23 protein-coding genes and 2 tRNA genes are annotated in these 26,493 nt (G+C 32.4%); 6 read left to right on the top strand and 19 right to left on the bottom strand.

What is annotated here, in order from left to right; translation table 11 throughout:
- Positions 1 to 4: 4 nt before the first annotated feature.
- From VGE71_RS17720 to argS, 4 genes are all read right to left on the bottom strand, one after another.
- Positions 5 to 1,498 (bottom strand): SusD/RagB family nutrient-binding outer membrane lipoprotein, encoded by a 1,494-nt coding sequence (locus VGE71_RS17720; RefSeq protein WP_331139495.1) that lies wholly within the window; start codon positions 1,496 to 1,498, stop codon positions 5 to 7.
- 13 nt (positions 1,499 to 1,511) lie between these two features.
- Positions 1,512 to 4,733 (bottom strand): SusC/RagA family TonB-linked outer membrane protein, encoded by a 3,222-nt coding sequence (locus VGE71_RS17715; RefSeq protein ID WP_331139494.1) that lies wholly within the window; start codon positions 4,731 to 4,733, stop codon positions 1,512 to 1,514.
- A 668-nt stretch (positions 4,734 to 5,401) separates the two neighbouring features.
- Positions 5,402 to 6,112 (bottom strand): hypothetical protein, encoded by a 711-nt coding sequence (locus tag VGE71_RS17710; RefSeq protein ID WP_331139493.1) that lies wholly within the window; start codon positions 6,110 to 6,112, stop codon positions 5,402 to 5,404.
- A gap of 334 nt (positions 6,113 to 6,446) precedes the next feature.
- Positions 6,447 to 8,225: an arginine--tRNA ligase gene (gene argS / locus VGE71_RS17705; protein ID WP_331139492.1), complete on the bottom strand. Its 1,779-nt coding sequence runs from the start codon at positions 8,223 to 8,225 to the stop codon at positions 6,447 to 6,449.
- A 334-nt stretch (positions 8,226 to 8,559) separates the two neighbouring features.
- Between argS and VGE71_RS17700 the strand changes: the two genes are divergently transcribed.
- Complete coding sequence (locus tag VGE71_RS17700) at positions 8,560 to 10,971, top strand: TonB-dependent receptor domain-containing protein (protein WP_331139491.1); 2,412 nt, start codon at positions 8,560 to 8,562, stop codon at positions 10,969 to 10,971.
- 85 nt (positions 10,972 to 11,056) lie between these two features.
- Here VGE71_RS17700 and VGE71_RS17695 read toward each other — a convergent pair whose 3' ends face one another.
- From VGE71_RS17695 to VGE71_RS17675, 5 genes are all read right to left on the bottom strand, one after another.
- Positions 11,057 to 11,728, bottom strand: coding sequence for a copper homeostasis protein CutC (locus VGE71_RS17695; protein WP_331139490.1), 672 nt, complete (start codon positions 11,726 to 11,728; stop codon positions 11,057 to 11,059).
- Between the two features lie 96 nt (positions 11,729 to 11,824).
- Positions 11,825 to 12,832 (bottom strand): 3-oxoacyl-ACP synthase III family protein, encoded by a 1,008-nt coding sequence (locus tag VGE71_RS17690; RefSeq protein ID WP_144217800.1) that lies wholly within the window; start codon positions 12,830 to 12,832, stop codon positions 11,825 to 11,827.
- A 267-nt stretch (positions 12,833 to 13,099) separates the two neighbouring features.
- Positions 13,100 to 14,050, bottom strand: a complete 951-nt coding sequence (locus VGE71_RS17685) for an ABC transporter ATP-binding protein (protein ID WP_331139489.1) — start codon at positions 14,048 to 14,050, stop codon at positions 13,100 to 13,102.
- Positions 14,051 to 14,155: 105 nt separating this feature from the next.
- Positions 14,156 to 14,851, bottom strand: a complete 696-nt coding sequence (locus tag VGE71_RS17680) for an OmpA family protein (protein WP_144217796.1) — start codon at positions 14,849 to 14,851, stop codon at positions 14,156 to 14,158.
- 18 nt (positions 14,852 to 14,869) lie between these two features.
- Entirely contained in the window at positions 14,870 to 15,367 is a 498-nt protein-coding gene (locus tag VGE71_RS17675) for a lipocalin family protein (RefSeq protein ID WP_144217794.1), read from the bottom strand.
- Positions 15,368 to 15,572: 205 nt separating this feature from the next.
- On the opposite strand from VGE71_RS17675, the gene htpG reads away from it, so the two are divergent.
- From htpG to VGE71_RS17660, 3 genes are all read left to right on the top strand, one after another.
- Positions 15,573 to 17,456 carry a molecular chaperone HtpG gene (gene htpG, locus VGE71_RS17670; RefSeq protein WP_144217793.1) on the top strand — a complete coding sequence of 628 codons (1,884 nt, stop codon included), beginning with the start codon at positions 15,573 to 15,575 and terminating at the stop codon, positions 17,454 to 17,456.
- A gap of 228 nt (positions 17,457 to 17,684) precedes the next feature.
- The gene (locus tag VGE71_RS17665; protein WP_331139488.1) at positions 17,685 to 18,509 is read left to right on the top strand and encodes a hypothetical protein; all 825 of its coding nucleotides are present in this window, start codon (positions 17,685 to 17,687) and stop codon (positions 18,507 to 18,509) included.
- Between the two features lie 131 nt (positions 18,510 to 18,640).
- Positions 18,641 to 19,369, top strand: coding sequence for a DUF4369 domain-containing protein (locus VGE71_RS17660; protein WP_331139487.1), 729 nt, complete (start codon positions 18,641 to 18,643; stop codon positions 19,367 to 19,369).
- Between the two features lie 68 nt (positions 19,370 to 19,437).
- Here VGE71_RS17660 and VGE71_RS17655 read toward each other — a convergent pair whose 3' ends face one another.
- From VGE71_RS17655 to idi, 8 genes are all read right to left on the bottom strand, one after another.
- On the bottom strand, positions 19,438 to 19,896 hold the full coding sequence (locus VGE71_RS17655) for a DUF5362 family protein (RefSeq protein WP_331139486.1): 459 nt from the start codon (positions 19,894 to 19,896) through the stop codon (positions 19,438 to 19,440).
- A gap of 191 nt (positions 19,897 to 20,087) precedes the next feature.
- Positions 20,088 to 20,164: transfer RNA gene (locus tag VGE71_RS17650), tRNA-Thr, on the bottom strand.
- A gap of 113 nt (positions 20,165 to 20,277) precedes the next feature.
- Positions 20,278 to 20,351, bottom strand: a tRNA-Thr gene (locus VGE71_RS17645).
- Positions 20,352 to 20,427: 76 nt separating this feature from the next.
- Complete coding sequence (locus VGE71_RS17640) at positions 20,428 to 20,694, bottom strand: hypothetical protein (RefSeq protein WP_144217785.1); 267 nt, start codon at positions 20,692 to 20,694, stop codon at positions 20,428 to 20,430.
- Between the two features lie 57 nt (positions 20,695 to 20,751).
- Complete coding sequence (locus tag VGE71_RS17635) at positions 20,752 to 21,720, bottom strand: type I phosphomannose isomerase catalytic subunit (RefSeq protein ID WP_331139485.1); 969 nt, start codon at positions 21,718 to 21,720, stop codon at positions 20,752 to 20,754.
- A gap of 56 nt (positions 21,721 to 21,776) precedes the next feature.
- On the bottom strand, positions 21,777 to 22,235 hold the full coding sequence (locus VGE71_RS17630; protein WP_331139484.1) for a peroxiredoxin: 459 nt from the start codon (positions 22,233 to 22,235) through the stop codon (positions 21,777 to 21,779).
- 3 nt (positions 22,236 to 22,238) lie between these two features.
- The gene (locus tag VGE71_RS17625) at positions 22,239 to 22,649 is read right to left on the bottom strand and encodes a 6-carboxytetrahydropterin synthase (protein ID WP_331139483.1); all 411 of its coding nucleotides are present in this window, start codon (positions 22,647 to 22,649) and stop codon (positions 22,239 to 22,241) included.
- A gap of 22 nt (positions 22,650 to 22,671) precedes the next feature.
- Positions 22,672 to 23,199, bottom strand: a complete 528-nt coding sequence (gene idi, locus VGE71_RS17620) for an isopentenyl-diphosphate Delta-isomerase (RefSeq protein WP_331139482.1) — start codon at positions 23,197 to 23,199, stop codon at positions 22,672 to 22,674.
- Between the two features lie 328 nt (positions 23,200 to 23,527).
- Between idi and msrB the strand changes: the two genes are divergently transcribed.
- On the top strand, positions 23,528 to 24,079 hold the full coding sequence (gene msrB / locus VGE71_RS17615) for a peptide-methionine (R)-S-oxide reductase MsrB (RefSeq protein WP_331139481.1): 552 nt from the start codon (positions 23,528 to 23,530) through the stop codon (positions 24,077 to 24,079).
- Positions 24,080 to 24,177: 98 nt separating this feature from the next.
- Positions 24,178 to 24,786 (top strand): peptide-methionine (S)-S-oxide reductase MsrA, encoded by a 609-nt coding sequence (gene msrA / locus VGE71_RS17610; RefSeq protein ID WP_331139480.1) that lies wholly within the window; start codon positions 24,178 to 24,180, stop codon positions 24,784 to 24,786.
- Positions 24,787 to 24,885: 99 nt separating this feature from the next.
- Here msrA and VGE71_RS17605 read toward each other — a convergent pair whose 3' ends face one another.
- Positions 24,886 to 25,320, bottom strand: a complete 435-nt coding sequence (locus VGE71_RS17605; RefSeq protein ID WP_331139479.1) for an META domain-containing protein — start codon at positions 25,318 to 25,320, stop codon at positions 24,886 to 24,888.
- 315 nt (positions 25,321 to 25,635) lie between these two features.
- A partial coding sequence (locus VGE71_RS17600) for a DUF6630 family protein (RefSeq protein WP_331139478.1) occupies positions 25,636 to 26,493 on the bottom strand: 858 nt, incomplete at its 5' end.

Here is a 26,493-nt window from a genome sequence, read left to right as displayed (position 1 = left end):
ACAATTACTTATTCCACCAAATTTTAACCGTTGAAGCCAACAATTCTGGAGTATTAGCATTATAACTTCTTTCTGACAAAGGATAAGGGATTCTTTTAGGAAAAGTTCCATAAGCAACAACTACATCTGGGCTTGCAGAAAAGGCAAATTCACCTCCTATATAAGTCGAAACATTTTGCGCAACTGGAGAAGTCTTAGGGTAATCTGTTCTGTTTTTTTCAAAAAATGCTTCAAAGCCATTTTCAGGAAAACTAGCCACCCATTTTTGAACAATAATTGCTTCTAATTTTTGTTGAAAAGTACCCGCTGTTGGATAAGTATAAACTCCAGTAATAAAATTATTTGCAATTCCAGCACCTATACCATTTTTTCTAAAGTTTTCAATTACAGCTGCATCATATTTTGCTTTTCCACTAACTCCTGTTCTTTCTAATGCTTCTGCTTGTAAAAACAAACTCTCTTCTAATGATAATAAATAGACTGGTTTTTTAGCTCCTTCGTAAATAACAGCAGGAATAGAAGAAGTTGTTGGTCCTTTTGCATATCCTAAACTTGAATTAGTATCATAGTTTCCTTGATCTTGAAAAACATATGCTTTTGGACTTGCTGAGTTCCAGTAAACAAATGGGTCTTTTCTCGGATCAGCCTTGTCGGTTAAGAATTGACCTAATGTTCTACTCATTCTAATATTTGTTCTGACATTTAATTTATAATTAAACTCAAATAATGGATTTTCATAATTTGGTGATCCTATAAAATTAGATTCGGCCGCATCTGTATCTAAGAAAGAAACATTTGGATCTTTCAATAAAGCTGCAATACCATTATCAGACACAGCTTTATTTTTCTCTGATTGTCTAATATAAATTTTCAATTTTAAGGTATTAGCAAATTTTCTCCAATTTGTCATGTTTCCAAGAAAAATAAAATCGTCTTTACCTGGAACAATTCCTTTCGAAGTTTTCAAATCTTTAGACAAAGCATCATCCAGATCTTTAATCATCAAATCATATACTTCTTGTCCTGTATTAAACTTTGGAGTAAGTATTTTTGGATTACAGGCTTCTACATAAGGAATATCTCCATAAAAATCTGTCATTACCTGAGATGCCTGAACATACAAAGTAGTAGCGATTAAATAATAATTCCAATTTCCTTCGGCCAAAGCCTTTCTTTGTATAGTCTTTATGTCACTAAGCCCATCATACATACTAGTCCAAGCAACATTGTAATCGTTTGTCGTAATGTTATAGGAATCTATGTTTCTAAATTGGTTAGCTGAAGCCGATTGAGTATAATACTGTGCCCAAAAGCCGCCAATTATTGACATTATTCCTCCTTCTGCTCCAACAATTCCAATAATTCCTGCGGGAAGTTGAGTAGATAATGGCGTTTGATCTGGAGTCAATAAATCCGGATCTTGATTAATGTCTAAATCAGTACTGCATCCAATGAATACAGTCGATAAAATAAGTATATTTATAATAATTTTTTTCATTTTGATATTGCTTTTAGAATGTTACTTTAAGACTTGCTCCATAAGATCTTTGAGAAGGGTTTGTTGCAAATTCTCCGGCTTCACTCAATAAACCATCTCCATAAGTTGATAATTCAGGATCTATGTAAGGATTGGCTGCAGGTGTCCACATAAACAGATTCTTTCCATATAGACTAATACTTGCATTTGATATTTTAAATTTTTGAGTTAACCCAGTTGGTATACTGTATGATAGAAATACATCTCTCAAACGAATAAATGTTTTATCAATAACATGTCCAGCTTCAATACCTGGATTTGAAGACGTATTCCAAAAACTAGTTACCTTACTTGTAGTCATTGGTACTGTATTTTCTACATAAGTAATATTTCCAGACGCATCTTTTACTTCAACTACAGAGTTCGGAATTATATATGTATTTCTATCATTGAAAGCTGTCTCTATTCCATTCCCAGTAAATTCATTCATTCTTTTTGTATAAGAATACATCTTCCCTCCTTGTTTCCAGTCAAAACTACCACCTAGAGTAAAGTTTTTGTATCTGAAGTTATTTTTTAATCCCATAACAAAATCCCTTTGAGATGTTCCAACATTGCTTTGGTCTGCAGCTGTCGCGTAATATCCTGTAGTAGGCGACACTATAGGATGGCCATCTGGTGTTAATCTAGGAGTAAATGCAGTGAACATGCCTAAGGGTTGCCCTTTTTCAGCCACAAAATTAACTCCATACATAGATGCTAAAGTCAGTTTATCTAAACCATATGCAATATCAAGAACCTTTGACCAGTTCTTAGAGAATGTAGTAGTAAAATCCCATTGAAAGTTTTTTAGTTTAACAGGAACAACATTCAACACAACTTCAATACCTCTATTTTGAAGATCCAAGATATTATCTGTTTGAGAAGTAAACCCTGTTGAAGCAGCCAAAGGTCTTGAAAATAATAAATCGGTTGTTTTTTTATGATAAACAGATAAATCTAAATTTACCCTTTTTCCAAAAAAGTTGCTTTCAAAACCTAATTCATATTCTGTTGTTTTTTCTGGCTTAAGATTTGGATTACCTAAATTACCACCTAATTCATAACCATTTACTCCTCCAATTGGAAGTAAAATATTTCCAAATCCTAAAGCAGCATTAGCTGGTATCATTGAACTACTCGTTTGATAATACCCCGTATCATTTCCTATAGAAGCCATACTACCTCTTAATTTTATAAAGTGTCTTGAATTATCTAATACAATTCCACTAACACTTAAAGAAGGATAGAAATAAGAGTTTTTCCCTTGAGGAAGTGTAGACGTCCAGTCATTTCTACCTGTTACTGTTACATAAAGTTTTTCTTTATATGAAACCTCAGCCGATCCAAAAACCCCATAACTTCTTCTTAAGTAGTCATCTTGTACCACAATTGGGGATAATATTGTATTGGAAAGTTCATAAAAATTAGGAACATCTAAATTTGTAACAGATGCTCTTAATGAAGACCCGCTTCGCTCATTAGTATTAAATCCTGCCATTGCATTAAAAGCAAAATTATTACCTACAGGAGTTATGTATGTTAAATTAAAGTTTGTATCTTTTTCTATATTTTCGGCAGTTTTTTCTGTAACACCACCAACTACAGCAGCTTTTCCATTGTCAGCATTTGCAGAACCTGGCAAATAATTCATTATTGCCCCATACGATTTTATTTTCTCATTTCTGTAATCACCTCCAATTTGATAAGTTGCAGTTAATTTATCAGTGATTTTGTAACTTAAATTTACATTCCCAAAAAAACGATTCCCCTTAATGTTTGTAGAATTCTCTTCCAAATCAAAATATGGATTATTTACGTAAGGAGAATAAAGATCGCTTGGGGTATTGTAAGGATTGTTTTTATAGTCTTTCAATCCAACAATATTAATGTCTCTAGGAGTCTGAACTAATGCCTGTGCAACAGTACCACCTTCAGTACCACCTTGACCTGTATTTACTACATTTTGATTCTTATTAACATAATTAATACTAGTTCTAACACTGAATTTATTTGATGAAACACCTGCATTTAATCCAATAGTATTTCTCTTATAAGCATCTGCTGTTGTTGGGAAAATACCATCTGAGTCAACTGTTGAAGCATTTAAAGAGAAATTTGAATTTTCCCCACCACCACTTACACGTACACTATTTGTAAATGTTGTACCTGTAGTATAAAAATCCTTAACATTATTTGGCAACGCTACATATGGTTTTGTTTGTTGCACTCCATCTATCATAGCGCCCCATGGTCTTATTTCTCCATTATATTTAGCACCCCATGAACCATTTTCATTACTTGCTGTGTTCTTGACATTTGCAGCACCAGCCCAATCTGAGTAAGAAAGGCCACTCCATCCTTGCCCAAAATCATTTTGTAAGTGAGAAACTCTGGCTACCTGATTAAAGTCAGTAGACGTTAAAAAATCAATACTAATTTTTGTTTTATTTTTTGCTGATTTTGTGGTAATTAAAACAACTCCATTTGCTGCTCTAGAGCCATACAATGCAGATGCAGCTGCTCCTTTAAGAATCGACATACTTTCAATGTTATTAGGATCCAAGTCACTTATACCGTTACCTGCATCAAAACTTCTTGTGTTGTTTATTGACTTCCCATCAGCTGTTGTACCTCCTCCATTACTACTATTATTGATGGGCGTTCCATCAACTACATATAACGGGCTACTATTTGACAAGGAGTTAAAACCTCTAATAATAACTTTTGATGAAGCTCCTGCTTGTGCCGGTGTACTAATATCAGCTCCCGCAACTTTTCCTGACAATGACTCAAAAACGTTAACATTAGCGACATCTGTAAGATCTTTATTACTCACACTTGTTGTAGCATAACCAAGAGATCGTTTTTGTTTTTTGATTCCCATTGCTGTAGTCACAACAACACCTTCCAGTTCCTGTGCTCCTCCATCAACCATTTTCACATTAATAACTGAAGAACTTGCCACAAGCTCTTGAGTTTTCAATCCAATATAACTAAATACCAGAACCTGATTGGACAAAGCACTAATCGTATACTTTCCATCAAAATCAGTTTGTGTTCCTTGTTTCGTCCCCTTAATTAATACGGTAACACCTGGCAAAGGCATTCCGTTATTGTCCGAAACTTTTCCTGTAATTTTTTTTTGCTGGGCAAAAGTAAATTGCAACGCAAGCACAAAAAAAAGTACGACTACTCTTTTTAATTTTTGTTTCATTATTTTTTTGTTTTGAGTTATTAGGGGCCGAACTTAGAAAATTAAAATAATTTTAACAAGAATTTTATACTATTTAACATTATTATTTGGAAAATTAATACTACAAAAAAAACAAAAGAACCAATATAAAAGAAATAAAAAACTTACAAAATACTTAAGAAAGGATAAAAAAAGCACGAATTTTAAGGAATTGATTGCAGTAACCTTAATTCTATACAACAAAAACATATGAGGAAAAAAATGGAATTTTTAAAGCGAAAAAAAGCCGTCTAAAATCTAGACGGCTTTTTAATCCTTACCATTTCAGAACTAAATAGGGTACTAATTCAAAATAGTTAAAAATAAATGTAAGGAAAGTATTTTCAAATTATATTATGTTGCGTTAAAAGACAGCCACAATCTATAATGAATAATAGCTTTATTAATAAAGTACAAAACCTTTCAATTGGAAGAAATAATAGTGCAATATTGGAGTGGTATAATTGCTTTTGGAATACAGAGACAAACGTAAAACATAAAAACGTAATTTCCTACAAAAAATATTTTTCAAGTCAAAATATGTCTTATCTTAATACTTCTTATACTTATAAGGGATATAAAAAAAACCGATAGTAATTTTAACTATCGGCTTTCAAATCTTTACAGTAAGATCAACTTAGTAAAGTATATTATTTAGATTCTGCACACTCAGAATATGTGATAACGTGTTTTGTTAAATCTGTCCACTTTGGCTCTGGATTAGCAGAGATTAATTTCTCGCAGCTTCCCCATAATGGAGCAAATTCTTTTTTGTAATCTTTTTTCTTTAATAAAAATGCAGGCGAATCTTTCTTAGCAACATAATAAGATTTAGCATCTCCTCCAACAAATTTAACTCCTCCAACTCCTAAAGAAGCTGTTTCTTTTGCATAAGGATCGCAGTAGATTTTAAACTCTTTACTGAATGCAGGATTTAAAAGTTGCATTAATAATTTTGATTCTCTTTTCTTAATTTTTACATCAGCAGTTTCAAAATAAGCATAACCTTCTTTTATATATTCTTGGTTTAATTTATCATCATTCCATTTTTGAAAATCTGAAATAAAATCAAGACTTTTTCCTAATTTATCTAATCCACTTGGTGGTAAGTACATATATTTAATGTCTTCTGGTTTTAGTTTGTGTTTTTTTCCAGCTGCATCTTGCAATTTAATGTATTCAATTAATCCTTTGTCTCTGTCGATATCACGAATAGTTCCGCTAAGTTCAGTTCCGTCAGCTAAAGTAATGTAAGCTGTTTTACTGTGTGAAAATCCATAAGACGGATTAATTAAATCCTGCGCATTCACTGCTGTGAATGCAAAAAGCAACATCATTAATAGTAAAGTTTTTTTAATCATTGGTTTTTGGGTTTTAAAATTGTGCCTACTCTCACGATTTTCAGCTTCCTCGATTATTTTTATAGTAAAAAAAATAATTATATCTCTGTATTTACTAGTCTCAATCGCTATTAATTATCCATAATTTTCTTACTGTAAACATAATTATAAAAACGATATATACAAGCCCTAATTATTCTTTTTTGGATGAAAATTCTCAATTAAAATCCTTAACAATATCCTCAACATAACTTATCTTTCTCTAAACTTAGTTTCAAAATTCATCTTGATTTTGAACAAAAAAAAAGAGCCGATAATTAACAATTATCGGCTCTTCAATATCTTTATTAAAAAATTACATTCGTTCTGGAACTTCGATTCCTAATAACTGGAATGCTGATTTTATTACCTCAGCAACTTTTTGAGAAAGTTGTACTCTGAATATTTTTTTTGTTAAATCAACCTCTCCTAAAATATGTACAGATTGATAGAATGAATTATACTCTTTTACTAGATCATATGTATAATTTGCAATTAATGCTGGACTATGATTTTGAGCAGCATTCTGAATTACTTCTGGGAAAAGTTCGATTTGTTTTACCAATTCTTTTTCTTTTTCATGCAATTCTTCAATTTCAATTTTATTACTAAAATCAAAATCGGCTTTACGGATTATTGATTGAATTCTCGCGTATGTGTATTGAATAAATGGCCCTGTGTTTCCAGCAAAATCAACGGATTCTTCTGGGTTAAACAAAATACGTTTTTTAGGATCTATTTTTAAAATATAATATTTCAAAGCACCTAAGCCTATTGTTTTATACAGCTTCGCCTTTTCTTCGTCAGAATAACTATCTAGTTTTCCTAAATCTTCTGAAATTTGTTTTGCTGTATCTGTCATATCTTGCATCAAATCATCTGCATCTACCACAGTTCCTTCACGGCTTTTCATTTTCCCAGATGGTAAATCAACCATTCCGTATGATAAGTGATATAAATTGGAAGCCCAATCAAAACCTAATTTCTTCAAGATTAAGAATAACACTTTAAAGTGATGGTCTTGCTCGTTTCCAACTGTATAAATCATTCCACCAACATCTGGCATATCTTTTACACGTTGAATAGCAGTTCCTATATCTTGCGTCATGTAAACTGCTGTTCCGTCAGAACGCAATACAATTTTACGATCCAAACCTTCATCAGTCAAATCAATCCAAACAGAACCGTCTGGATCTCTTTCGAAAACACCTTTATCTAAACCTACCTGAACAACATCTTTTCCTAATAAGTAAGTGTTACTTTCGTAGTAATATTTATCAAAATTAACTCCAAGATTAGAATAGGTTGTTGCAAAACCTTCATAAACCCATTCGTTCATTTTTTTCCAAAGTGACATAACTTTTTCATCGCCAGCTTCCCATTTCTTAAGCATTTCTTGTGCTTCAATGATAATTGGTGCTTGTTTTTTAGCTTCTTCTTCTGTTTTTCCAGCTTCTACTAAACCGTTAATTTCCTGTTTGTAAGCTTTATCAAACTCTACATAATATTTACCAACTAGTTTATCTCCTTTTAAACCAGAAGTTTCAGGAGTCTCTCCGTTTCCGAATTTCTCCCAAGCTAACATCGATTTACAGATATGAATTCCTCTATCGTTTACAATTTGGGTTTTATATACTTTTTTTCCAGAAGCTTTTAAAATCTCTGCAACAGAATATCCTAACAAATTGTTACGAACGTGTCCTAAGTGCAAAGGTTTATTGGTGTTTGGAGATGAATATTCTACCATAACCGCTTTCTCTGTAGGATCTGGCGCTACAAATCCAAATTGTTTTTGATCTTTTATTCCGTTAAAGAAATTTAAATAATAGCTATCAGAAATTACAATATTTAAAAATCCTGAAACTACGTTAAAACGTGCCACTTCATCAACATTTTCAACTAAATAATTTCCGATTTTGTTTCCCAATTCTACAGGATTGCTTTTTGTCAATTTTAGTAATGGAAAAATCACCATTGTAATATCGCCTTCAAACTCTTTTCTGGTAGTTTGAAATTCGATTTTATCAACAGTAACATCAAATAATGCTTGTATTGCTTTTTGTATAGAAGGTGTTAGAATTTGTGCTAATGACATGTAAACTGATTTTTAAAGTGAGCAAAGATACTGCTTATTCATCAATTAGAGAAAATCAAAAACATATTAAATTCAGGAAAAGAATCGGAATTTGATAAAAAACCCCAATTTTCAATTATTAAAATTATAAAAAAACCAAAAGCTTAAAGTCCTACAAAACAAGGAAAGACGAAAATTTTTATATTTTTTTTATAATTTCTTGTAACATATCAAATACATAAGAGTCTTAATAGAGACTTCAAATTTTGTTGGAGGCATCAAAAAAAAGAAAAACAAAGAAAACTAACAAAACGAAAATCATCATCAATCAAATCAAAATAATCAACAAGCAATCATGAAATTAAAATTCTTATTGTTCGCGTTATTGGGGGTAATCGCGACAACACAAGCTCAGAATACGGGAACCGTTTCTGGAAAAATCACAGAAAAGTCAAACGGAATGCCTATTTCGTATGCAACAGTTTCACTTAAAGAAAATGGAAAAGTAGTTTCTGGCGTAAATACAGATGATAATGGAGACTATTCATTTAAAAATATCGCTTTAAAAAGTTATACCATCGAAATTCAATATATCGGATTTAGAAAATATATTGGTTCTGTTCTTTTGAGTGATACTAAAAAAACAGCAACGATCAACATTGCACTTGAAGAAGAAGCAACGCAATTAAAAGGCGTAAATGTTATTGCGGAACGTTCTACAATTGAACAAAAAATTGATAGAAAAGTTGTGAATGTTGGAAAAGATTTAACCACAGCAGGAGCTTCGGCATCAGATATTATGAACAATATTCCTTCTGTTAATGTAGATCAGGACGGAAAACTTTCGCTTCGTGGAAATGACAATGTTCGTGTTTTAATTGATGGACGTCCGTCTAATATTGACCCAGCACAATTATTGAAACAAATTCCGTCAACTTCTATTAAAAAGATTGAGTTAATTACCAATCCTAGCGCCAAATACAATCCAGAAGGAATGTCTGGAATTATCAATATCATTTTGCATAAAAATGCTAATACTGGATTTAACGGAACTTATAGTGGCGGAATCACATTTGGAAAAACGGCTAAATACAATCAGTCTTTAGATTTAAATTACAAAACCGGAAAAGTAAATTTCTTTGGAAACGTGGGACAAAACTTTGGAAAATATAAAAATGATGGTTTAGTTAAAAGATACGATCAGGATATCACGCAAAAAATAGATGTTTTGAATGATAATGATTCTTATTTGTACAAAATCGGAATGGATTATTTAATCAACGATCACAATACTTTGTCTATTTATACTAATCAAAACAAGTCTACAGGAAAAGGATATGTAGACACAAATATTGATTATAATAATGATGATCCTAACTTTTTAAATGTTTTTCAAAAATCGAGATATTGGGGACCTGAAACGACTGGTACATACAACTTGGCTTATAAACATATCTTTAAAAAAGAAGGTCATACTTTAGATTTTGAAGGAAATTATAGCGACACCAAAGAAGATCAAAATGCAAGCTTCGATACTCAGACTACTGCTTCTGACAATTCGACAAATAGTGTAGTTTATGATGATGTTATTAGAGCAGACCGAAAATTAGGCACGTTTAATGTCGATTATGTAAATCCGTTAAACGAAAAGACAACTCTTGAAGCAGGAGCTGAAGCAAGAATTACAAGAACGGATAATGATTATGCGACAGGAAATCCTCTGGCGGCTACTCCATCATCAAATTATACTTATGATACAGATATTTATTCTGCCTATGTAACATTTGGACAGAAATACAAAAAATTTAGCTATCAGGTTGGAGCTCGTTTTGAGAGTTATAAAGTTCAAACCAATTTAAATCATGGCGAATCTAAATTTGATGACGATTATATTACCTTATATCCGTCTGCTTATTTTACTTATAACTTAAACGAAAAAAATACTATCCAATTTAGCTATAGCCGTAGAGTTGACCGTCCTAGTTTAGAACAAACTAAACCTATTCGTGAATTTTCTACACCCTTATTAACTTCATTAGGAAGTCCAGATTTAAGACCTCAGTTTACCAACTCAGTAGAAGTAAACTATACCAAAACTCTTGAAAAAGGAAGTTTTACAGCAGGAGTTTTCTTTAGAAGTATAAATGACCAAATTAGCAGAGTATTATATCCTGATAATACAGACCCAAGCGGTAACAGACAAATTCTAACTTTTACCAATTTTGATCATAATACTTCATATGGTTTTGAAGCTTCATTTAATTATAAAATTACAAAATGGTGGGATATTTCTCCTTCGATAGATTTCTCTAGCATTAATCAACAGGGAGTTGTTTATGTTTTTGATCCTAAAGAAAATGAAAGCAGTCCAGAAAACAGAACCGTTACTGTTGCTGCATTTAATGGACGTATGAATTCTAACTTTAAAGCAAACAAACGTTTAAGCTTTCTATTATTCGGATTTTTTAGAAGCGGTGTAAATGGAGTTCAAAATAATAGTCACGATATGTACAAAATGGATATTGGTTCACGCTATACATTGCTAGATAACAAGATGAACATCAGCGTACGATTTAATGATGTTTTCAACACAATGAAATACGCTTTTGACAGCGTTTATCCTTATCCTGTTACAGGACAATTTAAATGGGAAAGCCAAACCGTTTATGTAGGTTTAACTTACAACTTTGGAGGTGGAAAAATTAAGAATTTACAACGTAAACAAAGAGACGATAACACTAATAAAGATGGAGGCGGAATGTTCTAATCTTGTCTAGAACAATTTTTTAAATAATTTTTGAATATTTCTTGTAGAAAAAAAGTCTGGAGATGCCACTCCAGACTTTTTTTATTTATAGGAAATTACGAAGTTCTTTTATCTCTTCTGGATTTGCAATCTCAGAATCATTTGTGATGGCTGACGAATGATAGAAAGTCAGATCTAATTTTTCTTGTACTAATTTAATGTTGGAAGATCTTAATCCGCCGCCTGGCATAATTTCGATTCTATCTCCTGCCAATTTTTGAAGTTTTTCTAAAGTCCAAACTCCTTCTGTAACATTTATTCCCTGACCAGATGTTAGAATAGTTTTGAATCCACATTCGATGACGTCTTCCAGAGATTTCTCAACATCTTTTACCACATCAAAAGCGCGATGAAAAGTACAAGAAAGCGGATGTGCCAGATGAACCAATTCTTTATTTTGTTTTTTATTTACTTTTCCATTTTCTTTTAAAATCCCGAAAACGAAGCCATCAACCCCTAGTTTTTTAAATTGTTTAATATCTTGTTTCATTTCTGTAAGTTCTTCGTCAGAATAAACAAAATCGCCGCCTCGAGGTCTTATAATAACATGCATTTTTATATCGAGCTTCTCACGGACTTTTACCACTAAAATAGAATTTGGTGTTGTACCACCCAATTTCATATTTTCACAAAGCTCAATTCTGTCTGCACCACTTTCCTGCGCAATAATTGCCGATTCGTAATTAAAACACGCTATTTCGAGTTGATTTTTTTTCATTGGAATTAATTCAAAAGTATTTCAAAATACGAATGTATAAAAAAACCTGTTCAGCAAAACTGAACAGGTTTAAAAAATATAAGTAAGATGATTATTTTACCATTTAATAATAGCACTTGCCCAGGTAAATCCGCTACCAAAAGCTGCTAAAACTACAGTATCTCCAGATTTGATTTTTCCTTGTTCCCAAGCTTCTGTCAAAGCGATTGGAATAGATGCTGCTGTAGTGTTTCCGTATTTCTGAATATTATTATGAACTTGATCGTCTGTCAGTTTGAATTTATTTTGAATAAATTGCGAGATTCTCAAATTCGCTTGGTGCGGAATCAACATATCAATATCTGAAACTTGAAGATTATTTGCTTCCAATCCTTCATTGATTACTTCTGCAAAACGAACCACTGCATTTTTAAATACAAATTGTCCATTCATATATGGATAATAACTTTCGTCATTAGGATCATTGTCCGCAATAATATCGGTCACCCAACGTGCTCCCATTCCTGGTGCCTGCAAAGCTAATTCTTCGGCATGTTCTCCTTCAGAATGTAAATGTGTGGAAAGAATTCCTTTTGTCAAATCTTCTTCACGACTTAAAACTGCCGCTCCTGCTCCATCACCAAAAATTACAGAAACTCCACGTCCACGAGTAGTCATGTCTAATCCTGTAGAATGAACTTCGGAACCAATTACCAAAATGTTTTTATACATTCCAGTTTTAATATATTGATCTGCAACAGAAATTGCGTAAACAAATCCTGAACATTGGTTTCTAACATCTAAAGCTCCAACAGTTCTTAATCCCAAATCTCTTTGTACCAAAACTCCTGGTCCTGGAAAATAGTAATCTGGACTTAGTGTCGCAAAAACGACAAAATCAATATCTTCTTTGGCAACGCCAGAACGTTCGATTGCAATTTTAGCTGCTTTCACTCCCATTGAAGTTGTGGTATCTTCTCCACGAATAATGTGTCTTCGCTCCTGAATTCCGGTTCTTTCCTGAATCCATTCGTCATTGGTATCCATTATCTTAGACAAGTCATCGTTAGTTACCACATTAGAAGGAACATAATATCCTAAACCAGCTATTTTTGAATGATACATACTCTATTATTATTTATTAAAAAATTGGAATGCAAATTTAAGCATACTTTAAAATATACGTACACAAAATACTATTTTTTTCGTAATTAGCAATTTAATATAGTTTAATTATCTATTGCTTTAAGACATTTTATATTTTAAAAATACAACAATTACCATTAAAACCTGAAGAAAATCTAAAACGGCTTTATCATTTGTTTAATGTTTTCCAAATTCAAATGATCTAAAAAGAAACCCGGCAATCTCTAAAACTGTCGGGTTATTTTTTTATAAATAGTTTAAAGCCAAAAACACTTCTTGTTCAATCGGCAAATCGATTTCACTTTCAAAAAAGATTAATTGTCTTTTATATACCGTTTCAATCAGATAATGACTTCCTCTAAAATAAGTTCGTCTGATTTTCACCATCAATTTAGATTCAGAAACCATTTTAAATTGATGCGGATAAACTAAAGTTTTGTGGGTTTCATCTTCATATGACAGTAATAAGTGTGTGGGAATCTCATTAACTTCTCCAAACAACGAAGCCACATATTTTATTTTTGGATCTTCATAAATTTTTGAAGGATCGTCTTTTACCAGCAATTCACCATTTCGCATTACAATAGCCTGATCAGCAAAAGACAAAGCGTCTGTACTATCATGGGTTGCAATAATACAGGTAATTCCTTTTTGCTTTAAATAACGAAACAAATTACGACGAAGCGCATTTTTTCTAAAAGCATCGATTTGACTAAAAGGTTCATCCAACAAAATTACTTCTGGTTCTAAAGCCAAAACTCTAACTAGAGCGACACGTTGTTGTTGTCCTCCACTCAAAAATTTCGTTTTCACGTGCGCAAATTGATCCATCTCGACCATTTCAAGCAATTCCTGAACACGAAGCTTTTTCATGTTGGCAAAACCATTCGAAAGAAACTTACCAACATTTTCTGCAACAGTCTCATACGGAGACAAATCAAAATCCTGAGCCAGATATTTCATATATGGCATTCCTGGGATCAAATTAAATTTTGGTCCTAAAATTGGTTTATCACCATAAAAAATCTGCCCCTCGTCTAAGTCATACAAACCATAGATAAGCTTAAGAAGCGTACTTTTTCCGCATCCGCTCTCGCCGATAATAGCAATGTTCTGCCCTTTCTCGATTGTAAAAGAGATGTTTTTTATAACGGGTTTATCTGTATAAGTAAAAGATATATTTTGAATGTCAAGCATGTGTTGTAATATGAGAGGTCAAATTTACAATGTTTAATTTCTAAAGTCAAAAAAAAGCTGCTTCATTTAAGAAACAGCTTTTTTTATATTTTATTTTATCTGAAATTATTTTCCAGCTTCTGCTTTTGCGTCATTTACCATTTTGTCGTTGGCTGTAATTGAGAATTCAACACGACGGTTTTGAGCTCTTCCTTCTGGAGTATCATTTGTAGCAATTGGATCTGCAATTCCTAAACCTGAAGTTTTGAAACGGCTTGATTTTAATCCTTTACCCACTAAATAAGCTTGCACAGAAGCAGCTCTTTGTCCTGAAAGTGTTAAGTTATACTCTGGTTTCCCTGTACTATCAGTATATCCAAAAATCTGAATATCAGTATCTCCGTACTCATTAAATACTGGAACCAATTTATCTAAATTCGCTTTTGCTTGAGCAGTCAAAGTAGATTTGTTAGTATCAAAACGAACTGAGTTTTCATTCAAAGTTAAGTGAATTCCTTCTCCAACTCTTTCTACAGAAGCACCTGGCAAAGCCTGATCGATTTCACGAGCTTGCTTATCCATTTTGTTTCCGATTAAAGCTCCAGTTCCACCACCAACAGCAGCTCCAATTGCAGCTCCTAAGGCAGCGTTTCCACCTTTCCCTAAATTATTTCCTAAAACAGCACCAATTACACCACCAGCAACAACACCGATTCCAGCACCTTTTTGTGTATTATTTGCATTTTTTACTGAATCACAACTAGCAAAAAAACTAGTGAATACCAATAAACTACATAAACCTAAAACCGTTATCTTTTTCATCTTTTATTTCTTTAAATATTAATTAGCTCTTTGAAATTGGTATACCACATCTTTTACCTGACCACCTACATTGATGTTGTCAATTAATTGGAATGAACTTTCAGTTACACCTGCAACTTTAAGCAAATAACCATCTCTTACTTTCTTCGCTTTTTCGCCAGCATCAAGAATTTTAAGAATAAACATACCCTGATTGTTGATACTCCACACAATTGGCGAAGAAAATCCGGTACAACTTGGCGATGTTAAAGCCATAGTTCCTTTATTATTATTTGAAATAAAACTCCATGTACTTCCGATAAAACATTTTGAATCTGCCAGATCAAATGAATTTACTTTGATATACTCAGAACCTGGATAAGACACATTAGTAAGCACCCAATTCCCTTTTAACGCTACCTGAGTAGGTCTGTCTAATTTTTTAGAAAGCGTTGTGTCTGTTGAAGCCGTCGACGAAGCTGATTTACACGCGAAAAACATCACGGCAACCAAGCATAATAAAATACTCTTCTTCATTTTATACAATTTTTTTTGGATTAATATTTTGCCTTTTTAACAATTATTGTACGACAAATATACGATTCGTTGAGATATTTTTCATTCTACAATCTATTTATTTTCTTTCAAAATTAACACTTCCGACATTTTGTCACCCTTCAAACAATTGGTATTTTATTTGAAGAAATGAAAATCATCAAGTTAAATCAAAAAATCAAAAAATATGACAACAGGTAAAATTAATGTTTCGGTAGAAAACATCTTTCCCTTAATCAAAAAGTTCTTATACAGTGACCACGAAATCTTTCTTAGAGAGTTAATTTCAAATGGAACTGACGCTACTTTAAAATTAAAACACCTTATCAGTATTGGTGAAGCTAAAGTAGAATACGGAAACCCAATTATCGAAGTAAAAGTTGATAAAGAAGGTAAAAAAATCCATATTATTGACCAAGGTTTAGGTATGACAGCTGATGAGGTTGAAAAATACATCAACCAAGTTGCTTTTTCTGGAGCCGAAGAATTTTTGGATAAATACAAAGATTCTGCTAAAGATTCTGGAATTATCGGACATTTTGGTCTTGGTTTCTATTCTGCTTTCATGGTGGCTGAAAAAGTTGAAATCATTACAAAATCATACAAAGACGAACCAGCTGCACACTGGACTTGCGACGGAAGCCCTGAATTTACTTTAGAGCCAGCTGACAAAACTTCACGCGGAACTGAAATCATCCTTCATGTTGCCGAAGATTCTCTTGAATTTTTAGAAGATTCTAAAATCAGTGGATTATTGAATAAGTATAACAAGTTTATGCCTATTCCAATTAAATTTGGAACTAGAACAGAAACACTTCCTGCTCCAGAAAATGCCCCAGAAGATTACGTAAATGAGACTGTTGAAACAGACAACATCATTAACAATCCAAATCCAGCTTGGACAAAACAGCCTTCTGAACTATCTGATGAAGATTACAAAAACTTCTACAGAGAATTGTATCCAATGCAGTTTGAAGAGCCGTTATTCAACATTCATTTAAATGTAGATTACCCTTTTAACCTAACTGGAATTTTGTATTTCCCTAAATTAGGAAATGACATGCAAATCCAGAAAGACAAAATTCAGTTGTACCAAAACCAAGTTTACGTTACTGATAACGTAGAAGGAATTGTACCTGAATTCTTAACGATGCTAAAAGGTGTGATTGACTCACCAGATATTCCGCTAAACGTTTCTCGTTCTGGTTTACAAGCAGATGGTGCCGTTAAGAAAATCTCAAACTATATTACTCGTAAAGTAGCAGATAAACTAAAAGCTTTATTTAACGAAAACCGTGCTGACTTTGAAGCAAAATGGAATGACATTAAAATCGTTCTTGAATACGGAATGCTTTCTGAAGATAAATTCTACGAAAAAGCTGGTGCATTTGTTTTGTATCCAACTGTAGACGACACTTACTTTACTTTAGAAGAATTAAAAGAAAAACTAAAAGAAAACCAAACTGATAAAGATGGTAAATTGGTAGTTCTTTATGCAGGAAACAAAGACGCACAGCATTCTTACATTGAAGCAGCTAAAGGAAAAGGTTATGAAGTATTGTTATTAGATTCTCCGATTATTTCACACTTAATTCAGAAAATCGAAAACGACAACAAAGATGTAACTTTCGTACGTGTTGACTCTGATCATATTGACAATTTAATCAAAAAAGAAGAAAACACGATTTCTAAATTATCTGAAGAAGAAAAAGCAACTTTAAAAACTTCATTAGAAGCATACATTCCAAAAGCATACAGCGTACAATTGGAAGCTATGGACTCTCAAGCAGCTCCTTTCCTAATTACGCAGCCTGAATTTATGCGAAGAATGAAAGAAATGAGCCAAACAGGTGGAGGCGGAATGTTCGGAATGGGTAATATGCCAGAAATGTACAATTTAGTTGTCAATACAAATTCTGATTTAGCTTCAAGCATTTTAAATACTGAAGACAAAACGCATCAAGAACACTTGGTAAAACAAGCTTTAGATTTAGCTAAATTATCTCAAAACTTATTAAAAGGAGAAGCGCTTACTGCTTTCGTAAAAAGAAGTTTTGAAATGATCAAATAAGCATACAAATACTTTTATACTAAAAGCTGTCCAATTTGGGCAGCTTTTTTTATTGAATCTGATCAAAGATTAATTTTTATAAATAAAAGCACAAATTTTCAATTCATAATTTTTCCTTTATAAAATCGTTATACAATCTAATGAACGCTTACAGGAATTTTTATTTAATTCATTGTTTTTCATTACATTTGACTGCCTTTTATCTAACACAAAAACAAAAAAAACATTATGAAAAAGACCGCATTTTTTATCGCAACCATTTGCCTTACAGCATTTCTGTATGTTTCCTGCTCAAACGACCACAACGAAAACACAACCACAACTGATCTGACCGACCTTGGAGTCTCAATTGCTGTTGACACTTCTAACGAAATGGATCTCAACACTGGACTTTTAGTTTCTACAACATCAACAACAGGAAAAACTACCGAAACTTCCGCATCAGTTTGTGCCACAATTACCGTAACAACAACCGAAGGAGGATATCCAAAAGTATTTACAGCAGATTTCGGAACTGCTGGATGTAAGGATGACAACAACTTAACAAGAAAAGGAAAACTAAAAATAACCCTTACCGGACCAGTCACTACCGCAGGAAGCAAAATGACAATTGAAAGAATTGACTATTCTATCAACAACCTTAAATTAGAAGGCACTATAGAATACACCAATACAACAACGGTAGCCACAATTCCACAATGGACCCGTAAAGTAAGCAATGGCAAGCTAACCGATTTACAAGGAAAAACGTATACCAATTCTGGAACTTACACCACTAGACAAACTGCTGGAGTTGACACTCCTGTCTTTTCAGATAATGTTTACGAAATAACAGAAGGAACTCATACTGTAACAGGAACAAACGGCAACACTCTAACTTTAACAGTTAAAGAACCTTTGATAAAAAAATATTCTTGTTTATTTATTTCTAAAGGCCAGCTAAAAATTGAAGGAGGTATTTTAAATGGAGTGGTAGATTACGGAAATAACGAATGTGACGCCATTTACACCTACACACACGAAAATGGATCTTCATTTACCTTATCAATGTAAAATCTCGTAGAACATAGTTTAAATCCCAATTTAGAAATAGATTGGGATTTATTTTTTACAAAAATAAAACTACCAGATATTTACATTCAAACTATTTTCTTTATTTTGCACCCAAATCTAATAAACCACCAATGAAAAAAACATTAATTGCTTTTGTTACACTTGCTTTACTAGCATCATGCAGCAAAAAAGAATCTACCGGTAATGTGCACATTACAGGAAACATTAAAGGATTAAAAAAAGGAACTTTATATATCCAAAAAATTGTTGACACAAGTCTTATCGCTGTAGACAGTATTAAAATTGACGGAAATTCAGCTTTTGAAAGCAATATTACATTAGATTCACCTCAAGTATTATATTTGTTTTTAGACCGTGGTGTTACCAACTCTTTAGACAACAATATTTTATTCTTTGCCGAACCTGGAAATATCAATATTGACACTAATTTGGACAACTACATTGCTGGTGCTAAAATTACAGGATCAAAAAACCATGAGCTTTACGAGCAATATGCAAAAATCAACAGTCGTTTTGTTGACGAAAATCTTTCATTGGTAGAACCTCGCTTCAAAGCAATAAAAAGACAAGATCAAAAAGCAGTAGACAGCATCACAAAACTGCAGGAATCTAATATCAAAAGAAAATACTTATACGCAACAAATTTTGCATTAAACAACAAAGATCATGAAGTTGCACCTTATATTGCATTAGCAGAGATCTACGATATCAATTTGAGGTTTCTTGATACAATTCAAAAATCAATGACACCAAAAGTAGCCAAATCATTCTACGGAAAGAAACTGACAAAATATGTTGATGATTTAAAGAAAGAACAGAAAACAGAAAAAGCAGAATAATTTCTATTTGATCACAAAATAAAAAAGCCCTGAAAATTTCAGGGCTTTTTTTATATCACTGTTTGGGTTTATCCTGCCATTAAACCTCCAAGAATTGCAAATAAAAAGAATAGAGCATAGATCGCTAATAAAACAATCATAAGAATACCTATGAACTTATAATGCGATTTAAGATAGCCAAACGAAGCCGTCAAAGCTTCTGAATCATTATCTCTAAAAGCTTTTTTTGCATTTGAACTAAATTTAAACAAATAAAAAACCGGAAAGAAATAAAAAGCCGCCATCAAAAAATAAATAGCTCCCATTGCCGCGCCAAAAGAACCTCCGTAAGCCCCCATTCCTGGCATTGTGCTTCCCATTGCAGAAAATATTGCTCCTGCAAAAACCGCAATTAAAAGTAAAAGTCCTATTCCGATGAAACCTAGAATAGATAAAAAATAAGCCCATTTAGCTATTTCCTTAACAAAATCTTTTGCTGTACTGTCCAGCTGTAATTCAAATTTCTCAAATGCTGAAGTTTCTTCCATTAGTAAAACGTTTTTAGGTTATTTAACAAACATAGGAAAAATATTCTTAAATATAAATTTCATTTAAAAAATTCCAAGTTTCAGATTTCAGGTTCCAAGCTTCAAGTCTCAGGTTGGAATTTGGATTTTTTTATTTGGAATTTAAATTTGAATTTTGAGCAAAAAAAAACCATTCACTAAGTGAATGGTTTTGGAGCCGATAGAGGGACTCGAACCCACGACCTGCTGATTACAAATCAGCTGCTCTAGCCAGCTGAGCTACATCGGCCTATTTTGCGAGTGCAAAGATAGAAATGTTTTTTAATATTCCAAAAAAAATTTCACACTGCCCTCTATAATTTAAAAAACCACCACATTTCTGTGATGGTTTCCGTTTTTTTGAGCCGATAGAGGGACTCGAACCCACGACCTGCTGATTACAAATCAGCTGCTCTAGCCAGCTGAGCTACATCGGCGTCATTACGGGTGCAAATATAAAGCGGTTTTTCGTTTTCCCAAAATAAATTTGCACTTTTTTACACTTTTTTTTTCTTATAATGCGTTGATTTTTTCAACCAATTGATTAGCAGTTTGTTCTAATTCAACATTAATTTGTTTGAAGTGTGCTTTTTTATTTTCAACGTTCTTTGCGTTCACTTTTGTAATCAAAGTATCGAATGCAGCGATAGCCTCATCGATCAAAGCATTCGTTTCCGGAGTTGGATTTCCTGTTGTTGACATCTCAAACAAGTAAACTGCCTCAATAATATCTCCTAATACGAAGTTGATGTCTTTCTTTAAATTTTTAACGTTTGCCATTTTTATTATAATTTTAATTTGCGTCTGCAAAAGTACAGATTATCTTTAGAATATATGTTAAGAAATGTAAATTTCTAAAATTGAAGCTTTTCCGTTCAAACTAAATGCATTTATCGCAGCCGGAACCAAAACAGTATCTCCTTTTTTGTAACTGTTTTTAAAACCATCATATTCAATTTCAAAATCACCTTCAATACACATATAAACCGTAAAAGTTTCTCCAGTCTTAGAAACTTCTAATTTATTTTCTAAAGGAAGAAAATTAGTTGTGAAATAAGGACAATCTACAACTGTATTTGAAGTATTTACTTTAGAGTCGTATTTCTTCTGCGTTTCTACTCTATTATAATTGATCGCATCCAATGCTAAATCAACATGCAATTCTCTTTTGTTTCCTTGTGCATCTACACGGTCAAAATCATACAATCTATAAGTAATATCAGATGTTTGTTGAATTTCGGCAACAACTAAACCTGCACCAATTGCGTGAACTGTTCCTGTTTCTAAAAAGAAAACGTCTCCAGATTTTGCTTTCACATCGTCTAAGATTGAAACTAAAGTATTGTCGTGTAAATGTTTTAAATATTCTTCTTTACTAGAATCTTCTTTAAAACCAACAATAATTCTTGCATCTGCATCTGCCTGCATTACGTACCACATTTCTGTTTTTCCGAATGAGTTATGACGTTCTTTTGCTAATTTATCGTTTGGATGAACCTGAATAGAAAGATCTTCTCTGGCATCAAGATATTTGAAAAGTAACGGAAACTGTTTTCCGAAACGCTCATAAACTTTAGTTCCTAAAATAGCATCTGGTGTTTCATTAATCAAATCCATTAAAGATTTTCCTTTTAAAACTCCATTCGCAACCACGCTTACATCTCCTTCTACAGTAGATAATTCCCAGCTTTCTCCGGTAATTTTAGAAACGATTGGTTTGTTTAGAATTGTTTTTAGTTTTTCTCCTCCCCAGATTCTTTCTTTCAAAATCGGTTCAAATTGCAAAGGGTATAAATTTTGGCTCATGTTTTTAGGCTAATCTATTTGTTTAATTAATTTTATTGTGATACTATTTACTTCATTTATAATACCAATTCCTTAACTATTTCTAAGGCTTTTGGTATGTGTTTAGCGGCATTTACGCTGTCAAATATTGAAATCACCAAACCATTTTTATCGATAATATAAGTTACACGTCCTGGCAATAATCCGAACAAATTGTTTCGGACACCAAAAAGCTTTCGTAATCTTTTATCCCGATCCGAAAGCAAAATAAAAGGCAATTGATGTTTAGCAGCAAATTTGTGATGTGATTTTACACTATCACTGCTAATACCGATTACCTCAGCTCCCAAATCTTTGAAATCTTCATATTGATCCCGAAAACTACAAGCTTCTGTTGTACATCCTGGTGTATTATCTTTTGGATAAAAATAAATGACCAATGGTTTTCTTCCTAAAACACTCTGGCTTTCAAAAGTTTCTCCGTGATTGTCTTTCGCCGTAAAATTCGGAACTATATCTCCTATTTTTAATGACATTTTTTATTCTCCTTTATAAGTTACAAAATTGCGTTCCGTTTCGTTCAAAACGACTTCCAAATCAAAGTCGGTATGAATTCGTTGTCTAATTTTATTCCATATCACAACAGCAATATTTTCTGCAGTCGGATTTAAATCTAAAAACTCTGGCACATCCAGATTTAGATTTTTGTGATCAAACGGAATTTCTACTTCTTCTCGTATAATATCCGCTAATACTTTCACATCTAAAACAAAACCAGTTTCCGGGTCAATTTTTCCTGTAACACTTACTGTTAAACCATAATTGTGACCGTGAAAGTTAGGATTATTGCATTTTCCAAAAACTGCATCGTTTTTTTCAAATGACCAATCCTTTCGATGTAGTCGATGTGCAGCATTAAAATGTGCTTTTCTTGATATAGTTACTCTCATTTAGGCTTTTGGTTCGTTTGGATTAAAGTTTATGATCTTCTAAATAATGATAAAATTCATCAAAAATTATTTTAAACCAAACCGTATATATTTCGGGCTGTTTCTCAATATCTGCTTTTACATCTTCAATTTTCATCCATTTCCAATCTTCCACTTCTTCGGTATTGATTTTTGGAGCATCATTATAATAACCAATCATTACATGATCCAATTCATGTTCTGTCAATCCGTTATCAAAAGGTGCTTTGTAGATAAAATGAAACAGCTCTTTTAAGTCTGTTTTAAAACCCATTTCTTCAAACAATCTTCTGCTTCCCGCTTCAATATTGGTTTCGCCTTCACGCTGATGACTACAACAAGTGTTAGTCCACAACAAAGGAGAATGATATTTCTGATGTGCTCGCTGTTGCAGCATGATTTCATTTTGCTCGTTCAAAACAAAAACTGAAAATGCACGATGCAAAAGCGCTTTTTCATGTGCTTCTAATTTTGGCATCAAGCCAATCTGTTCATCGTTTTGATTAACTAATATTACGTTTTCTTCTGTCATAAGGCGTCTTAAGCAAACAAAAATACGAAAAAAGAAATGGCTTAAAAATCCTAATTGCGATTGCAAAAAATCTAAGTTTTACGTCAATTTCTATTTTCTTGATTTACAACACAATAAATCCTATTCAAAATTAAAAGCTGTTAAAATTAAGACATAAAAACTAGATTGTCTTCTTTTACGTAACTAATAAAAAGTTAAAACACACTTAAAAAAATCTGAATTGTTTTAAAGTCAGTATTTCGAGGCTTAATCTAGTTGTATCTTTGATATACAATTCTAATAATCCTAAAAATTTACTGATTCAACCTTAAACTTTTACCGTTTATTTATGAAATCAAAAACTCAATTTATCAGCCTTTGTTTTTTATTGCCGCTTTTCATTTTACAGGCTTGCGGTCAAAACAACAAAAAATACATTAAACCCACTTCTATGGAAAATGTAATCAATAAACCCGGAAATCCTTATTATTCTAATACCGACACTACAAAATTGAATGTTACAAATGCAGAATGGAAAAAGGTTTTACCAGAAGATGTTTACGCAGTAATGCGCGAAGCCGATACCGAAAGGCCTTTTACTGGAAAATATTGGAATACGGATGAAAAAGGAACTTATTACTGCGCTTCTTGCGGAAACAAATTGTTTAGATCTACAGCAAAATTTTCGAGTAGCTGTGGTTGGCCAAGTTTCTTTGAACAGGACAATAAAAAAAGTATTGTTTTTAAAGAAGATAATTCACTTGGAATGGAACGAACTGAAACTCTTTGCGGACGTTGTGGCGGCCATTTAGGACACATTTTTGACGATGGTCCAGAACCAACTGGAAAACGTTATTGCATGAACTCGATTGCTCTTGATTTTATTCCAGATTCTAAATAAATAATATCACAACAGAAACTTAATCTACAGCTTTGTCAAATTTTAAAACTTTGACAAAGCTTCAGAATTTTTAGTCTTTATTGAAACAAAATATCATTATGAAAAATATACTTTTAATATGTTTTCTGGCGCTTTCGCTAAAGGGAATTTCACAGAATAAAAAAGGATCTAATCTAGAAACAATTACGCTTGGTGGCGGCTGTTATTGGTGCGTTGAAGCCGTTTACGAAAATTTGGATGGCGTAAAATCTGTTGTTTCAGGATTTTCGGGAGGAACCGTTCCGAATCCAACTTATGAGGAAGTTTGCACAGGAGAAACAGGTCATGCCGAAGTTGTTCAGATTACTTATGATAAAACTGTAACCGATATTAATGAAATCTTCAAAGTATTCTTTACTGTTCATGATCCAACAACTTTAAACCGCCAAGGTGCTGATGTTGGAACACAATATCGTTCCGTGATTTTCTATAAAAATGCCGAACAGAAAAAAGCTGCCGAAAGCATTATTGCAGAATTAAACAAAGCAAAAGTGTACAAAAATCCGATTGTGACTAAAGTTGAACCTTTGAAAGCTTTCTACAAAGCGGAAGATTATCATCAAAATTATTATGCAAATAACAAAAACCAGCCGTATTGTAAAATGGTGATTCAGCCTAAACTAGAAAAATTTGAAAAGGTCTTTAAGGATAAAATTAAAAAGAAATAAAAGTCAAAGAAAAAGGGAAATGATAAAATTCATTTCCCTTTTTCTTTGACTTCAATTTTGTCAAAGTTTTAAACTTTGACAAAGTTCAATAACGATAAATTACTGTTTCGCTATTTTTTTAAATCGCATCATTGCTACATCACCTTCATTCAAAATCAGCTTTCCATCTTTATCAATAGAATAACTGGTAATTTTTTTCATCTGTTGCAAAAACTGTTGTTCCCCTCCACCCTCACAAAACATCATTGTTGTTGGGCCTGGCTCTCCAAAAGTTAAAGTTTTACCATTTAAAGTATAAGGAGCGCTGTAACCATTGCAACCATTATTCCCGTAAACTTTAGTTTCTTTTTGATCAAAAGTAATCTGTGGTTTTTTATTCGGATACAATCCTTCAAAAGCAATTCTTGGTCCCGAAATATATTCTAATTCCCAAGTTGTATCAAATAAGTTTCCTGAACTTTTGTCTTTTGTTGCCATACATGAAGTCAATAATAAAGTTAAAACCGAAACGACTGCGAGTGTGTATTTTTTCATAAATGTATTTTTAAGATTTTTATAATTTGTTTTTGAAGACTGTAATTATTCTCTAAACATTCTTTTGTCAATATTCGTGCCCAGTTATACTTTTAATACAATTAATATTTTCGCATAAACTGGAATTTTCTATCTCTAAGTTACATTATTTTATTCATTTTACTATTAATCAAATGTTTAAATTCAAATTAGAGAATTGTTTTTTTCACTTCGAATATGTAGAGAAACAGCAATAAACCAAAAAATTCATTTCATAAAAAAACCTGCAAAGCAATATTTGCAGGTTTTTTTTTTGATATTTTTTATGGACCAATACTACAACTGATCAATTTCAATTTTAGTTAATTCTGATAATTCTAAAATTCTACCAACATCTTCTTTATTAGCTACAAAAAACAAGTAATTATCTCCATTTGTATTGTAACTCATCAATTCTAAATTTAGTTTCTCTAAAGCCGATTGAATATAAGGAAACAAATCATGGCTGTATGTCTCTTTCGGATACTCAAAAGTGAAATCTTCTCCAATTAAATCAGAAATAAAATACTCCGCATCTTCGGGATCAAATTTCCAGTCGCTGTTCCAGGCATCAATACTTTCAAAAAGCAAAAAATGCTCCTCAACAACATCATGATAATCTTCTTCTGGTCTATTAAAATTTTTGAATAGTTTTTTAGATTGTTTTTTCAGTTCTTTTTCTTCGATATTTCCTCTGGAAATTAATTGTATAAATTCCTGAAAAGTACTCTCTGTTACTTCTTCAAATGCTACTAAATTTTCATCTGAAGGAAGCTCAACTGTTTTAGGAATTTCAACATTTAAGTACTGACAGATTCCTTGTAAAACCAATTTAAAATCTCTAATTCCGATTTCCTCACTTTCATTTTTCGGATTATCGGGATCTATCAATTCACTTTCTAGCAATCCTTTTGTATAATCGAAAAAATGCCTTCCCGAATACAACATTTTAAAATCGTTTATTTCTAAACTATTGGTACAGCAAAAAAAGATTACAAAATTTTTAATAGATCGTTTAAAGAACTTTTTCTCTTCTTCGGTTGGCTCCGAATAAAACTGAATATGTATAAAATCATATTCCAAACCTTCATTTATATTTTCCTCAGAAAGAGTAGCAATATTCATTTTTTTATAAAGCTCATTTAAAACTTCATA

The sequence above is a fragment of the Flavobacterium sp. genome (assembly GCF_036405015.1).
Lineage (GTDB): Bacteria > Bacteroidota > Bacteroidia > Flavobacteriales > Flavobacteriaceae > Flavobacterium.
Note: the sequence above shows the minus strand (reverse complement) of the source record. Positions and strands in the feature narration are given on the sequence as shown.

Excerpts from the sequence above, each read along its gene's own strand:
- VGE71_RS17720 (WP_331139495.1), bottom strand. The coding sequence starts at position 1,498 with ATGAAAAAAATTATTATAAATATACTTATTTTATCGACTGTATTCATT.
- VGE71_RS17715 (WP_331139494.1), bottom strand. The coding sequence starts at position 4,733 with ATGAAACAAAAATTAAAAAGAGTAGTCGTACTTTTTTTTGTGCTTGCG.
- VGE71_RS17710 (WP_331139493.1), bottom strand. The coding sequence starts at position 6,112 with ATGATTAAAAAAACTTTACTATTAATGATGTTGCTTTTTGCATTCACA.
- argS (WP_331139492.1), bottom strand. The coding sequence starts at position 8,225 with ATGTCATTAGCACAAATTCTAACACCTTCTATACAAAAAGCAATACAA.
- VGE71_RS17700 (WP_331139491.1), top strand. The coding sequence starts at position 8,560 with ATGAAATTAAAATTCTTATTGTTCGCGTTATTGGGGGTAATCGCGACA.
- VGE71_RS17695 (WP_331139490.1), bottom strand. The coding sequence starts at position 11,728 with ATGAAAAAAAATCAACTCGAAATAGCGTGTTTTAATTACGAATCGGCA.
- VGE71_RS17690 (WP_144217800.1), bottom strand. The coding sequence starts at position 12,832 with ATGTATCATTCAAAAATAGCTGGTTTAGGATATTATGTTCCTTCTAAT.
- VGE71_RS17685 (WP_331139489.1), bottom strand. The coding sequence starts at position 14,050 with ATGCTTGACATTCAAAATATATCTTTTACTTATACAGATAAACCCGTT.
- VGE71_RS17680 (WP_144217796.1), bottom strand. The coding sequence starts at position 14,851 with ATGAAAAAGATAACGGTTTTAGGTTTATGTAGTTTATTGGTATTCACT.
- VGE71_RS17675 (WP_144217794.1), bottom strand. The coding sequence starts at position 15,367 with ATGAAGAAGAGTATTTTATTATGCTTGGTTGCCGTGATGTTTTTCGCG.
- htpG (WP_144217793.1), top strand. The coding sequence starts at position 15,573 with ATGACAACAGGTAAAATTAATGTTTCGGTAGAAAACATCTTTCCCTTA.
- VGE71_RS17665 (WP_331139488.1), top strand. The coding sequence starts at position 17,685 with ATGAAAAAGACCGCATTTTTTATCGCAACCATTTGCCTTACAGCATTT.
- VGE71_RS17660 (WP_331139487.1), top strand. The coding sequence starts at position 18,641 with ATGAAAAAAACATTAATTGCTTTTGTTACACTTGCTTTACTAGCATCA.
- VGE71_RS17655 (WP_331139486.1), bottom strand. The coding sequence starts at position 19,896 with ATGGAAGAAACTTCAGCATTTGAGAAATTTGAATTACAGCTGGACAGT.
- VGE71_RS17640 (WP_144217785.1), bottom strand. The coding sequence starts at position 20,694 with ATGGCAAACGTTAAAAATTTAAAGAAAGACATCAACTTCGTATTAGGA.
- VGE71_RS17635 (WP_331139485.1), bottom strand. The coding sequence starts at position 21,720 with ATGAGCCAAAATTTATACCCTTTGCAATTTGAACCGATTTTGAAAGAA.
- VGE71_RS17630 (WP_331139484.1), bottom strand. The coding sequence starts at position 22,235 with ATGTCATTAAAAATAGGAGATATAGTTCCGAATTTTACGGCGAAAGAC.
- VGE71_RS17625 (WP_331139483.1), bottom strand. The coding sequence starts at position 22,649 with ATGAGAGTAACTATATCAAGAAAAGCACATTTTAATGCTGCACATCGA.
- idi (WP_331139482.1), bottom strand. The coding sequence starts at position 23,199 with ATGACAGAAGAAAACGTAATATTAGTTAATCAAAACGATGAACAGATT.
- msrB (WP_331139481.1), top strand. The coding sequence starts at position 23,528 with ATGAAATCAAAAACTCAATTTATCAGCCTTTGTTTTTTATTGCCGCTT.
- msrA (WP_331139480.1), top strand. The coding sequence starts at position 24,178 with ATGAAAAATATACTTTTAATATGTTTTCTGGCGCTTTCGCTAAAGGGA.
- VGE71_RS17605 (WP_331139479.1), bottom strand. The coding sequence starts at position 25,320 with ATGAAAAAATACACACTCGCAGTCGTTTCGGTTTTAACTTTATTATTG.